General features: G+C 56.6%; 3 protein-coding genes and 4 pseudogenes. All 7 read right to left on the bottom strand.

Going from position 1 to position 14,273, the window contains the following annotated elements:
- Positions 1-142: 142 nt before the first annotated feature.
- A complete protein-coding gene (locus ACSZO4_RS20975; protein WP_437891013.1) occupies positions 143-1,645 on the bottom strand; it encodes a M16 family metallopeptidase in 1,503 nt (500 codons plus the stop codon).
- Positions 1,646-1,862: 217 nt separating this feature from the next.
- The gene (locus ACSZO4_RS20970; protein WP_437891012.1) at positions 1,863-3,149 is read right to left on the bottom strand and encodes a dicarboxylate/amino acid:cation symporter; all 1,287 of its coding nucleotides are present in this window, start codon (positions 3,147-3,149) and stop codon (positions 1,863-1,865) included.
- 157 nt (positions 3,150-3,306) lie between these two features.
- Positions 3,307-5,313, bottom strand: a complete 2,007-nt coding sequence (hmsP, locus tag ACSZO4_RS20965) for a biofilm formation regulator HmsP (protein ID WP_437891011.1) — start codon at positions 5,311-5,313, stop codon at positions 3,307-3,309.
- Between the two features lie 158 nt (positions 5,314-5,471).
- Positions 5,472-8,962 (bottom strand): annotated as a pseudogene (gene bcsC / locus ACSZO4_RS20960) (cellulose synthase complex outer membrane protein BcsC).
- Positions 8,944-9,933: pseudogene (gene bcsZ, locus ACSZO4_RS20955) on the bottom strand (cellulose synthase complex periplasmic endoglucanase BcsZ); the annotation flags it as partial. The pseudogenes bcsC and bcsZ, both read right to left, overlap by 19 nt.
- Positions 9,929-12,121: pseudogene (bcsB, locus tag ACSZO4_RS20950) on the bottom strand (cellulose biosynthesis cyclic di-GMP-binding regulatory protein BcsB); the annotation flags it as partial. The pseudogenes bcsB and bcsZ, both read right to left, overlap by 5 nt.
- Positions 12,122-12,147: 26 nt before the next feature.
- Positions 12,148-14,206: pseudogene (gene bcsA / locus ACSZO4_RS20945) on the bottom strand (UDP-forming cellulose synthase catalytic subunit); the annotation flags it as partial.
- Between the last annotated feature and the right edge of the window lie 67 nt (positions 14,207-14,273).

Below are 14,273 nucleotides of genomic sequence, written 5' to 3'. Positions count from 1 at the left end.
ACGCCATGGTGCGTGACAATACAAAATGGGCGGCAGGTTAGCTGCCACCCATTGACTTTAAACACAGCTGCTCTCCCTCTCCCTGTGGGAGAGGGCCGGGGTGAGGGCATCAGACCGCAGATTGCCCAACCATTTTTGCGCATTACTGCTTCGGCGGAATATCCGACACGTCGGCATGCGGATCGTCATTACCGCTCTGCTGAGCCGCAACCGGCGCGGCTTCCCCGCTCGACATAAAGGATGCCCAGGAGGCCTGCAACTCCTTCATATTGAATTCCGGCTCACCTTTCGGCTGCAGTAAAATCAACGCCATATCCTGCGAAAGCTGCTGACGCAAATCCTGGTTCAGTTCCTCTTTGGTCAGGCTGCTAAGGAAGTTTTGACGCAGTTTTTGATACTGCTCCGGCGCGATATCCACCACCTGATTTTGCAGCGAACGCATACGCTGGCTGATCAGAATATCGGTATCGGTACGGGCATAGGTGGCAAACAGCTTCTGCAACTCCAGACTCTTTTGCGCCACCAGCGCATTAAACTCTTCTTCCGGCAGACCGTTATCCCGTACTTTTGCCAGCTCGCGAGCGACAATGCCGACATTGTTCTGCAATTTTTCATTCGGGGAATCGAGGTTAATGGCGCACTGGGCACGCTGGAACAGCACACGGCAGTCAAAACCCAACCCGATATCTTTGATGTTTGCTTTCGTCAGATACTGCTGGATATGCCAGAACAGCGCTTCACGCGCCAAATCCTCCCGCCAGTAACGCTGCAGCGCCGCTGATTCACGGATAGGCTGCCATGCGGTATCCCACATAACAGACAGGCGATCCTGCTGCACCGCATCGGTCATGATGCTGACTGGCTGACGCGGGATCGGCGGCAACGTCGGGACAGGCGCCGGTGCGGCTCGTTTGCCTTTCAGGTCACCAAAGACTTTGTTGATCTGTTCGGTCACGCTTCGCGTATCAACGTTACCCACCACAATCAGGGTCATCGCATCCGGGGTGTACCATTTCTGATAAAAGGCGTCGAGCTGTTCGGCATCCACGGGCTGCTTCAGGGTTTCAGCCGGATCGTGGCCCAGCATACTCGACCCCTTCAGGCGATAACGCCACCAGCTGTCTTTCGTATTACCAGGCCAGGTCGCGACCATATCTTCACTGGCCAGCGCATGATTGACGGTTGCCGGAGTGATGGTCAGTTTGCCGCTGCTGTCCGCCAGCCACACCAGCGCTTCTTTGAGTAAATCATTGCGGTTGTTCGGCAGACTCAGATTGAAAATGGTGTATTCATAGGAGACCAGCGCAGGCGGCAGTGGTCGCTTCGGGTCGATGCCCTGATGCCAGAGAGAGCGTGCCTGGGAAGGTTGCAGACTGCCGCTATGGGTCAGTGCAACGCGAGGAATAAAATGGCTGAAGCCGGTTTGCTGGGTGCTTTCCGTCAGCGAACCCGTATCAATAGACAGGCGAACCTCAACCCGGTCACTGGGACGCTGGGGAGTCGCTAAAACCTGCCAGTGAAATCCATTTGCCAGTGTCCCCTGCTGCCACGCCGGGTCTGGCTGGAGTGCTTCTGCCTGCACATAACCGACAGCCGCCAGCATCAGCAAACCGCCTGTTAACAATCGAATTTTTGTGCCCTGCATGAGAACCCCTGATCAACATTCCTGGTTAAAAAGTCAGCCCCGCCAGGTGGGGAGGCCAAAGATACATAACACTCCGGTGTTAGACCTCGCAAAAGCGAAAATGTCGCGCAGCGCAGTGAAATATCCCGAAGAATTCACACTGGAGTCCAACGGGCCAGGGATCAATTATGCTCAGGCACCCGCAGCCCGACAAGGGCTACGGGCTTAAGTTGCGAGATTATGAGGAAATTTCGCCTGTTTTGCTTGCTGTCGAACGATTATTCAGCGTATCAGTGAGCTTTTTATGATCAAGTTCTTTCACCCACTTCGCCACCACGACGGTCGCCACCCCGTTACCGACCAGGTTGGTCAGCGCGCGGGCTTCGGACATAAAGCGGTCAATACCCAGAATCAGCGCCAGCCCGGCAACGGGTAAGTGGCCCACTGCCGAGATAGTGGCGGCCAGCACGATAAAGCCGCTGCCGGTGACGCCCGCCGCCCCTTTTGATGAAAGCAGCAGCACCACCAGCAGGGTTATCTGATGGAAAATATCCATATGGCTGTTGGTCGCCTGCGCAATAAACACGGCAGCCATCGTCAGGTAGATAGAGGTGCCATCGAGGTTGAAAGAGTATCCGGTGGGAATAACCAGGCCGACCACCGACTTACGACAGCCGAGGCGCTCCATTTTCTCAAGCATACGCGGCAGCGCAGACTCAGAAGAGGAGGTCCCAAGGACTATCAACAGCTCTTCACGGATATAGCGGATAAACTTGAAAATGCTGAAGCCAGTGGCGCGGGCAATACTGCCGAGCACCACCACCACAAACAGAATACAGGTGATATAGAAACAGATAATCAACTGGCCAAGCTGGACCAGCGTACCAACGCCGTATTTGCCGATAGTAAACGCCATGGCTCCAAAGGCACCAATCGGGGCCAGACGCATAATGAAGTTGATGATGCCGAAAATGACCTGCGAGAAGCTTTCAATCACGTTGAAAATCAGCTGCCCTTTACTGCCCAGACGATGGAGGGCGAAGCCAAACAGTACTGCGAACAACAGCACCTGCAAAATGTTGCCGCTGGCAAAGGCGCCGATCACACTCGAGGGGATCACATCCATCAGGAAGCCTACAATACCCTGATCTTTCGCCTGCTCGGCATAGACGGCTACCGCTTTGGCATCCAGCGTCGCCGGGTCAACGTTCATCCCCGCGCCGGGCTGCACCAGGTTCACAATCACTAAACCGATAATCAGCGCCATGGTACTGACCACTTCAAAATAGAGCAGCGCCACCGCACCTGTACGGCCTACGGCCTTCATGCTCTCCATGCCAGCGATGCCGGTGACTACGGTACAGAAAATAACCGGGGCGATAATCATTTTGATGAGCTTAACGAACGCATCACCCAACGGTTTCATTTGCGCGCCAATTTCCGGGTAGTAATGGCCGAGCAAAATACCGATAGCAATCGCCGTCAGCACCTGAAAGTACAGACTTCTAAACAGAGAGGTTTTCATAGGGTGTCCTTGAGGTTTAAACCACAGGCTTTATAGGGGGTTCTCGCGCCTGCGGATTAAAAATAACACCCGTAAAACATGACAGAAATAAACTTACATCAAATTTGAAACAACAATGTTAAGAAATTAGAGCTGACTCGTACAAGCCAGCAACAATTCACGCGTTTTCAGTCTTATCTGAACTAGTCAGATAACGCGCTTCAAACGCCGGAGCCGTGACGGCTTTGTCGAATAAAAAGCCCTGCGCCATTTCAACACCCGCCCCGGCCAGCCACTCACGCTGAGCCTCGGTTTCAACCCCTTCGGCAATAATGCTGAGATCCAGGCTGCGCGCCATGTGAATAATCGACGCCACCATACTGCTGTCCGCAGGCAATCCCTCAACAAACATCTTGTCGATTTTTAACAGATCCACCGGCAAGGATTTCATATGCTGAAGCTGGCGTAATCCGGCATAGCCCATGCCAAAGTCGTCCAGCGCAATGCGTACGCCCGCGTTACGCAACGGACGCAGGATAGCCACCGCCGCGTGAGGATCATCAATACGACGACTCTCCGTCACTTCCAGAATCAGCATATTGGGTTTAATGCGATAGCGATTCAGCAGTTCCAGCAGATCCGCCACCATATTGTGGTGCATCAACTGGAGCGCAGAAAGGTTCACCGACAGCGGCAGCGTCAGCCCCTTCTCCTGCCAGCCAGCCAGCAGACGACAGGACTCCTCAAGCACCCAATAGCCGACGTTGATCATCAACCCGCAGGATTCGATGCGTTCAATCAACCCTTCAGGCAGATCCCAGCTTCCGTCCGGCTGCTCCATACGGAGCAGGGCTTCGGCACTGACCACCTGCCCCGTCGCCAGATCCACCTGCGGCTGTAACCACAGGGCGAATTTCTGCTGATCGATGGCGTTCAGAATATCGCTCTCTTCGCTAAGCCGTCGTTGCGCCTCTTCCATCTGCTCAGGATCAAAGAACTGGATCTGGTTTTTGCCTTTGCGCCGCGCGGTAAAGGCCGCCGACACCGCCCGACGGTACAGCTGCTCGGCGCTCATCCCGCCGTAGAACATCGCCACCCCAATACTGGCGCTGGGGCGTAGCTGGATCCCGTGCATGGGTAGCCGCTCATTGATTACCGTAAGCACTTGCTGACCCAGCGTAATAGCATGCCAAGGCTCTTTGACACCATGCGCCACCACGGCAAAATCATAAGCACTGACCTGGGTGAGCACCATACGCGGCGCCAGCACCGATTTCAGTTTTTCCACCAGCTGAAGCAGCAAAATCTCCCGTTGCGCCTCTTTTAAGACACCCGCCGTTTCCTGCAAGGTTTCGCAGGCGATAATCATCAGCGCCGTGGTTTTCTGCCGCGCCACAACCTGCTCAAGCAGCGCCATCAGAAAGGCTTTATTGGGAAGCTCAGAGACCGGGAACTGCGTTGACTGAATGTTCAGTTCATCATGCTGGCGCAGCAGATTCAGTTGATTACGGTTATAGCTGCGCACCAGGCTGCCAATCTCATCGTCATGATGATGACGTGGCAGCGCAAGCTGATGGCCAAACTGATCCTCGAGGGGCAGCTCGTTCAGCTCACGGGCAATTCTGCGCAGTGGATGGACGATCAGCCGGTTAATGCACCAGGTGATGGCCACCGTCATAATAAGCGTGAGCAGTAAGTAAGCCGTCACTAACGTAGACAGCGTACTCATCACAAATTTGTAAAAACGATACGAATCCGCCTCCAGCACCAGGTACGCCAGCGGCTGTGGATTCGCCGGGCGCTGCAGGGAGTAGATGGGCAACGATATCTGAACAGGCAGCTCAAAGACGCGGGCCACCATCATCGGCACCGGACGTTCGGGGATAAAACGCATCCGTAACGCCTGGAACTGGTTCGGCAACACCACGTCGGCGCGGCTCACGACGCCCGCAGGTTTAATTTCTTTGATGATCGCTTCCGCTTCGGGGATATCGGCCTTCAGAATGGCTTCCGACAGCGGCTCACGTACAGAACGGGCAATACTTTCCAGTTGCGTAGCCGTGTTGTAGCGATTTTGCTGCACAAAATGAAACAGCAAAATGACGCAAAAAATAAAAATAAACACCATAGCCACGGCAAATACCGCAGCCATCTGTTTAATGGTTAAAGAACGGCTGACACGCAAGTTAGCTCTCCAGAGATACACAAACGCAGGTCATAGAATCACAACACTGCCGCCAGAGTATACTCTATCGTGACCGTCTTAAGCTAAGCAGGTAAACAGTTTGTATCCGCGAAATCGGACCTTTCCAGATGCGTATTTTCCCGGGATAACGCCCCGTTTTACCAGTCAGCATGTGGCGTCAGCGTCCGTGGCGGCATATCCATATCCCCCTGCCAGCCTGCGGCAGAGTAACGCACAAACAGCATCCCCTGGCTTGGGGTATAGTCTTTCGCTTTCTGAATGTTGATGCCAAGCCCTACCGACCAGTTGGAGGTCACCCGACGCTCAATCAGCGCCTGGGCGGTATAGCCGAAGCCGCTTGACGATCCCCGGACTCAATCGCCTGGCGGGCGTCAACCCGGTAAGCTGTCGGAATCAGGCTCATCAGCGGGTAGCTGGGCTCCGATGCGGTACGGGAATGGGACATGGAGAGCGATGCCCCCAGCTCCCAGGACCAGTTTTCGGTACGCTGACGCCAGGTCACGGGTACGGAAAACGAGAGATATTCCTGTGGGCTGTAATAACCGCCCTGGCCGAGGGTGTAACCGCTGAGATCTCTGTCGTAGTGCCAGATCATATTGTTCAGGCCTACGGTCACCCGGCGATTGTTTTCGTTGATCAGCTTATAGTAGTAGCCTGCCATCCAGCGCACGCGCCAGTTATCAGCCACATTTTTCCCCGTCAGTTGATCGGCGCCGAGCGATGCCCAGACGCCATGGGCTTCACCCTGATCGTAACTCAGGCTGAGCGTCGCGCCATTGGCCCGCACGCCGCCCCAGGTAGTGCCGGGGTGATCGTCGTGGGCGTTATCCTGCTGACCGCCAAAGGCCAGCAGCGAGCTGGAAATCGGGCGGCGGTGGGCATTGAGCGTATAGCCAATCACCCCGATATCATTGCTGTAGCTCAGGCCGCCAACCACATCAACCACATTAAATCCGATCGGTGTGGTGCCAATATCCATATCCCAGGTGTCATTACGCCAGCCGACGGCAAAGCTGGCGCCGGTATCTTTCTGGCTGCGGTGTCCGGAATCACAGGCCGATAAATTACAGGTGCCCCAGTTTGGCGACCAGCTTCCGTCATCATCTTTGGCAAAGGTCCCCGCATTCATCGTGACCATATCGGTACGGAAGAACATTCTGCCGTCCGCCAGCGGCGCATCCGCCTCGAGCATGGTGGTGTGGGCTTTCAAATCGGAATAACCGCCGGTGCCGCTGGAGCCCCAGTAGTTATGCTGCAACGTGACATTTACATCCTGCTGGCGATACAGGTCGGCGGCATCGCTGCGCACGCCGCGTTTCAGCCAGTCATCTTTTTCGTCATTACGCGTCAGCAGGGTGAATGCGTCATTACTGGCGGGGCGCGCCGGTGTGATACCTGCGGCAACCATTGCATCACGGTACGTTTCCAGCGCCTGCTTTGGCTGCCCGGTCCGGGCCTGAAAGCGGGCAGCATCGCGCAGCACCAGCGCGCTCTCCATCGACGGCGGCAGCGCTTTTGCCTCAGGCACGATTTTGTCAAAGGCCTGCCGGGCGCTTTGGGTTTCCCCCAGTTGCGCCTGCACCAGCGCAACACGCCGCTCAGTATTAATGGATGGGGTGACCGTTGGGGCCGGAGTCGGCAATTTTGCCAGCGTTTCCCGTGCCGCCATGCGGTTGCCCTCAGCGGCGTAGAGCTCTGCAAGCCCGAGCAGGGCATCTTGGTTGCCAGGCTCACGACCAAGCACGCTGCGATACCGGGATTGCGCAGTACTGCTGTCCCCACGCTGCTGCGCCCAGTCAGCCAGCGTCAGCTCGATACGGGTCGAGTTGGGCTGCTGGAGAAGGAAGGCTTCAGCCTCGGCCTCATGGCCGCTGTCACGTAGCTGGTTGGCCCGCGCCAGCATCTGATTCGCTTCCAGCCTGTCCGACAGCTCCTGAATATTGCTGTTCCATTTATCTTTCGCCAGCGTATTGAGATGCGCAAGAGCCGCACTTTCCTGATTGTTACCAGAAAGATAGAGGCCATAAGCATACACCTGCTCGGCATCCGCAGGTTTCTGCCGCGACAAATCATGCATCAGCGCGTCAGCTTCCATTTGCTGTCCGGAAGCCCGCAGATCGCTTGCCAGGCGGTAAGTCACCCACACGCTGCCAGGATCCAGCGCCAGGCGACGACGTTGCAGTTCTGCCGCCTGGGCAAAGCTCCCCTGCGCCTCAAGACGTTCGGCTTCCTGTGAAAGCCGGTCATTGGTTATGCTGCGTTGAATATCATCAATACTGCGGCGCTGGCTGGCAGAGAGCGACTGAATAAAGGCCGTGGCTTTTTCCGCGGACTGCGCACGGTAGATATTTGCCAGCCCACGCACCGCGTTGCTGTTATCCCTGTCCATGCGCAGCGCCTGCTGATAATAGCGTTCCGCTGACTGCGTATCGTTGCGGGCCATCGCGACATCCCCCAGACCCAGCACCGCATAGCTGTCCGTTGCGTCAATACTTCTGGCTCGCTGATAGTAGCGCTCCGCCTGAGCGGGATTTTTCGCCGCCAGTTGCGCATCGCCCTGCTGAATCGACAGCCAGTAGCGGTTCACCTGCAACAGGCTGTCCCATTTACCCCGGTTATCACTGTTCGGATCCAGAGCAATGGCTTTTTCAAATTGCGCGACGGCGCTGGCGCGATCGCCGCGTTGCGAATAAGCCTGACCCAGGGCGCCTACCGCTTCGCTGTCCTGATGATTTCTACTCACCGCCTGCTGTAACGCCGATACCGCATTGCCCCCCTTCCCGGCCTCAACCTCCGCCAGGCCGCGAGCCCGGGCGAGAAACTCAGGATCCGCCAGCTGTTTCTGCTGGGCATCAAGCTGCTGGCGGGCCGCCACTACCGTGTCGCCTTCGCTAAAGATGCTCAGAAAACGTTTCAGGGCGGCAACGCTGTTTTCGCTCACCGTCATGCCCTGAATTTGCTGATACCAGATATTCGCCGCCGCATCGCGTCCGGTGTTGGCTTTCGCCATCTGCTCAAGCACGGCGTAGCCTTCTTCGTTACGCCCATCGGCGATCAGCAGTCGGGCAAGGGTATTTTGCAGCTCCGCATTGCCGGGGCTGCTGGTATTCAGGGCGCTTAGCTGAGTGATGGCTTCATTATGTCGCGCCGGAATTTTAGCGACCAGCACCCAATATTCAGCGGCGAGATCCCCGTCCGGCGGGCTGCCATTAAACATACTTTCGTAGGCGGCAATGGCTTCTGGAGTATGACCGGCTGCCGCCTGTAAGCGCGCCTGCTGCAATGCCTGACGACCTTACGGAGTGGAGAGCGTCATCTGGGTTTTCGACGCTTTATAAGCGGAGGATGTCGGCGCAAGCGTCGCCAGACGGTCAAGTTGCTTCTGCGCTCCGGCGCTATCCCCCTGACGCAGCAGATAGCGCAGGCGGGCGGCGATAACATCCGGATCGTCCGGCGCCATCAGTTCCAGACGATAAAGCGACTGGCGCACCAGATCTTCACGCTTAGAGGTTTCCCCCAGCCGCACCTGCTCCAGCAATTGTTGTTGCGCGGGTGAGGCTGCATAAGCGGCAGGTATCAACCCGATACCCAGGGTTAAACTGAGAAGACTTAATGAGAAGTTGCGCATGCCTGGCCCCAGTCAGGTTGTAACTCACCACGAGGGGTGAAGCGGAAACGATGCTCATCCCAGCCCTGACCGAACAGCGTCAGCACATAGCTGTAATAGGCATCGTTGCCGGGAAAATGGTCTGCCACGCGCTGGCGTTGTACCGCCTGTGCGTCGCGGTCTTGTAAAAATGGCAGCAGGATGGCGGAGAACCCCACCGGTCCCTCACCTTTGGCTTTGCCGCTCGCTACATCAACTTCTTCGGGCGGCAGGCCTTTCTTCGCCGTGAGCGTCGCCATGGGTTTGAAGCGCGCCAGCAAGCGGGCCTTGCTCGGATCCTGGTCATGGAGCATCCCCACCCAGGCATAAACCCGAATGGCATCGTAATTACTGATCAACGTTTTTTCAGGCTTCAACTGCCAGCCACCGCTTTTTTGGTAACGCACCCAGTCCGGTGAAAATCCCTTCGGCGCCGTTTCCAGCAGCAGACGCAGATTCGTTTCACGCAGCGTCGTCCAGGGCGCGCCGAAACGGGTAAAGTATTGCGCTACCTGCGGTGGGAAATAGCTCGGGTTAAAGCGCCAGATGTCTTTGTCCGCAAAGCCGACTTTTCCCGGCAGCAGCATCAGGCCAAGGCCAGGCACACGAACAACTTCCTGCCGGGCAATCAGGGAAAGCAGCGCTTTTCCGATGCGGGTGTAGTCGGGCACATTCCATAATCGCCCGGCTTCCAGCAGGGACCAGGCTATCCAGATATCCCCGTCAGAGGCTGAGTTGCTGTCGAGCACCACCCACTGGGTTTCATCTTTTTGACCCCACAGCCAGGCAGGGAGATGGGCACTTAAATCTCCCTGGGCAAGATTGTTTTGCGTCCATTGCAACAGCGCGTCGAAAGCGGCGCGATCGTTAGCCGCAAGGGCAAAGAACAGCGCATAACTTTGCCCCTCCGAGGTGGTGATTTTGCGTGCATCGCTGGGATCAATCACCCGCCCGCTTACCGCTGTCATTCATCGCGTTGTTGAGTAATTCGTAACCTCGCGGACTGTCTGCCAGCAGAGCAATAACGCTACGCTGATCGTTGAAAGGCGACTGGAACCCCACGATGGCGGCCATTGGGCCACTGGAGGTTACCGCCGTCTGCACATTTGGCTGACGATCGGTTTCATCCGGCAATACCCCAGGGAAAGGCGTCTGACGGGTCGGCGTTTTCACCCAGCTTTGGGTAGCGTTAACCAGCAGGTCAATGCGTTTATCGTCTTTTAACTGCTCGGGGATGGCGCCGATGATCATGATGTCGGCGTCTTTCCCCTGAATCTGGGTGTTGTCGTCGGTTAACGTCAGGTTGATGGCCGGGAAGCCCGTTTGCGCCCCCACGGAACCCATCGCATCCAGCAGCGTGGTCAACTGACCCGCATTTGGCGCAGGCGGCATCACCACGATGGTTTCAGACAGATCGGCCATCCGGGTGAACGGGAAGCCCGCATTGGCAAAAGCGCGCAGATCCGGCATCGCCAGGAAGTGGTAGTACTTCGAGAAGTCGATGGTGGAATCATCCCCGATAACCACACGGTTCTGCACCGGCTGGAAGGTCACGCAGTTGTCGATGGTGCCGCCCGGCATCGGGTTCATATACTGGAAGTCAAAGCGCAACTGGTTAACGGCGCCCAGTTTCAGCGCCGGAATAGAGACATCCGTTTTGCCATCGAGCAGCCCCTGCAGAACCGGCAGACGCAGCAGCAGACGGTTAGTGTCCTGGTTGCTGATCAGGCTGAAATATTGCAGGAACTGGTTGTTCAGGCTGATATCCATGCGCGAGCTGTCTTTGGTCGGCGGCGCGGTATAGCGGTAGTTCAGCTGCATATCAATGCCGTTGCTGCGCAGCAGATAGAGATCCGGCGGCAGATTCAGAGCAACGTTAATGGAGGCCGGTTGCAGGCCGGTGGCCTGAAGTTGCTCTTCATAGGTTTTCAGCTCGCCAAAGGTGACGGCGCGATCGGTGCGAACCCAGTTCGGCGCATCATAAGGCTTACGTGCCAGCAGCGGTTTCACCTCATCGACGGTCACGCTACTGCCACGGAACAGCACGTTACCCTGAGCAATACCTTTCGCCGCCTGCAACAGATCTTTGTCATCACGACCAAACACCACCAGCAGCTTCACATAGGGGTTATTCGGGTGATTCATCATGGTGATGGTCGGCGCGGTCACCGCTGGCGCATCACGCAGGAAATCCGGGCGCTTGTCGTTGGTGGCAAACACGATGGCATTGCTGTCCGGCAGGCCGCTGTACTGCGCCGGGAAACGTTGCCCGCGCCAGCCCGTACGGGAGCCAAACCAGGAGGCGATAATCGAGGCTGCCTGCTGTTGCACCAGATCCGGCGCGCCGGCAAACACCATCGGCAGATTCAGAGGCCGGTTATCACGCGGGTCAAAGAACGGGATCGGGAAATGTGACAGATCGTTCTGAACCGCCAGCGTCTGGTAAGAAAGCTCCAGCGAACTGTTACGTCCGATATCCATCCACAATGTGGTACTGGCCGGATTCTCACAGACGTCGCGATAATGGCCGACAAACTCCAGCCTTACGCGGTTGAAGTCGGTGATATACAGCGGGTCAATCGGTACCTGAGCGCGGGTTTTGTTCCCCAGTTGCTCTTTCGTTACCGGCAGGACGCCCATCAACTCGTCGTTCAGGTAGACCTTGAGCTGGGACTGCACCGGCAGCAATGAAGGCGACGGCGTATATTCCAGATTCAGCAGCGCTTTGGACACCACTTCGTCGCTGCGCATGCCAAACTCAACCCCGTTATTGGGGTTAACGCCGCGTAACACCATACTGCCCGGCGGCGGTGCAATTTCGGCGAAGGTCAGTTTGACATTCCGTGAGGGCGCGTTGTCCGCAACAACAGGCGCATTCGCCCGTGCGACTCCCGGCATCACCTGACCCACTTCCTGACTTGCGGTCGCAGGAGCAGCCAGCCCTTGCGTCGGCGTGACAGGAGTCAGCGTTTCCGTTTGCCCCGGTGCGGATGTCGCAACAGGCTCAGTTGCTGGCGCAACGACCGGCATGGTCGGGGCTGCCTGCGCCGCCGGATTACCGGGCGCCGCATGCGTCATCATCGCGGGAAGGGTACTCATCCCCAAAGCCACTGCACAAATCCAGGAAAGTTTTGTTTTCATCGCGTTTTCATCATTGTTGAGCCCAATCACGTCACCGGTTGCTGTTCCGCCACGCCACGCTCCGGGCGGCGCGGAACGAACGACACAATCCAGGAAACCAGTACGGTCAGAGACCGGAAAATCATTTTCACAGACGGAGGAGCGAATTCCGCGAGATGACGATAACCACGGAAGCCCAATTTCAAGATATCCATCAGACTTTCCAGAGGTTTATCCTCCGGGAAGCTGTCCTGCCACAACGCCCATGTATCCGCACGGGCAAAGGTACACTGCACAAAATCAATATGCTGGCGGGTGGTCAGCGGCAATAGCTGCAACCCCACTTCATTACCGGACACGCGCACCACCTGGGTCGGGAAGACATATTCCTGCTGGCCGCGTTTTAACAACAGACTCACTTTCTGCCCTTCAAGCACCTGCGACTGACCATTGATTTTTATGCCCAGTCCGCCATCGGAGAAGTCATGCACGGTGCAGGAGAAAAGGTGTCCGTCTTCGCGGGCAATCGCCGCCGGCATCGCAATCTCAACCCGGTGCGCACGACGGACCTGTTTGCTCTCCACCGACACCGCCACCGCGCCGCCGAGGATAATCAGGTTGTAAAAGACCCAGACGATACTGACGAAGACGGTGAGAATTTCATTTTCCGGGCCGTAGAAGTAACGCCATATCCCCACGGCGACCCCGACCAGGTTCAACAACACCAGGAAGATATAGGGGCGGGAGATAACCCAGTCGACGTACTCTTCTTCCACCAGACCGCCTTTGGCGGTGACGTTAAACTTGCCTTTATGCGGGTTAAACAGCGCCACCATCGTCGGCGGCGCGATATACCAGGCCAGCACCGTTTCATAGATCTCACTCCAGAAGGAGTGACGATATTTGCCCTGGATTTTGGAGTTAGTGAGGCTCGCATGGATCATGTGCGGCAAGACAAACAGCGCAATCATGAGAGCTGGCGCGTAGATGATGTAGGCATGCAGCAGCAGGAACGCCAGCGGAGCGGTAAGGAACACCAGCCGAGGAATACCCGACAAAAAGTGGAACATCGCATTGACGTAGCAAAGACGCTGGGCCAGCTTCAGCCCTTTACCAAACAGCGGGTTATCGAGGCGGAAAATTTGCACCATGCCGCGCGCCCAGCGAATACGCTGACCGATATGGGCAGAGAGACTCTCGGTCGCCAGCCCCGCCGCCTGCGGAATACGCATATAGGCAGAAGTATGGCCAAGGCGGTGCAGACGCAGAGAGGTGTGGGCATCTTCAGTGACGGTTTCAACGGCAATACCGCCAATTTGATCCAGCGGCCCACGGCGGATAACGGCACAGGAGCCGCACAAGAAGGTGGCATCCCACATATCGTTCCCGTCCTGCACCAGCCCATAGAACAGCGTCCCTTCGTTCGGCGTTTTACGAAAACGCCCGAGGTTACGCTCAAAGGGGTCCGGCGAGAAGAAGTGGTGCGGCGTCTGCATCATCGCCAGATTCTTCTCTTTAATAAACCAGCCCATGGTCATTTGCAGGAATGAACGGGTCGGGACGTGGTCGCAGTCAAAAATCGAGACAAACTCGCCTTTGGCGTATTTCAGCGCATTGTTGATATTGCCTGCTTTCGCATGTTCATGGCTGGTTCGGGCGATATATTCCACGCCTACCGTCTGGGCGAACTGACGGAACTCATCGCGCCCGCCATCGTCCAGAATCCAGATTTTGAGCTTGTCTTTCGGCCAGTCGATGCCAAGTGCGGCATAGATGGTGTTTTTCACCACGTTCAGATCTTCGTTATAGGTGGGCACGAAGATATCGACTGACGGCCATATCTTTTGGCAGCGGAACGGGCTGGCGGTTAAGCGGCCAGATAACCTGGAAATAGCCCAGCACCAGCACTATCCAGGCATAGGTCTCAGCAAACAGCAGCACAAGACCACAGACCAGACTGACCGGATCGTCCCAGTTGAGCGTTGAGGTATAGCGCCACCAGATGTAACGGCACGAGACGGTCAGCGACAGCACAATCAGCATCAGGGCTGAGAAGCGGCCAGGAATACGGCGCACCAGCAATGCCACGCCCCACAGCAGAGTAAGTATCCTCCGGCAGAGCCGGAGGCTTTAGGGTGAGCGCCTCAAAGGCGCCGACAAACCATGAGCCGCC

The sequence above is a fragment of the Phytobacter sp. V91 genome, assembly GCF_965644225.1.
GTDB lineage: Bacteria > Pseudomonadota > Gammaproteobacteria > Enterobacterales > Enterobacteriaceae > CBFFRJ01.
Note: the sequence above shows the minus strand (reverse complement) of the source record. Positions and strands in the feature narration are given on the sequence as shown.

Coding starts and splice junctions, on each gene's coding strand:
- ACSZO4_RS20975 (WP_437891013.1), bottom strand. CDS start 1,645: ATGCAGGGCACAAAAATTCGATTGTTAACAGGCGGTTTGCTGATGCTG.
- ACSZO4_RS20970 (WP_437891012.1), bottom strand. CDS start 3,149: ATGAAAACCTCTCTGTTTAGAAGTCTGTACTTTCAGGTGCTGACGGCG.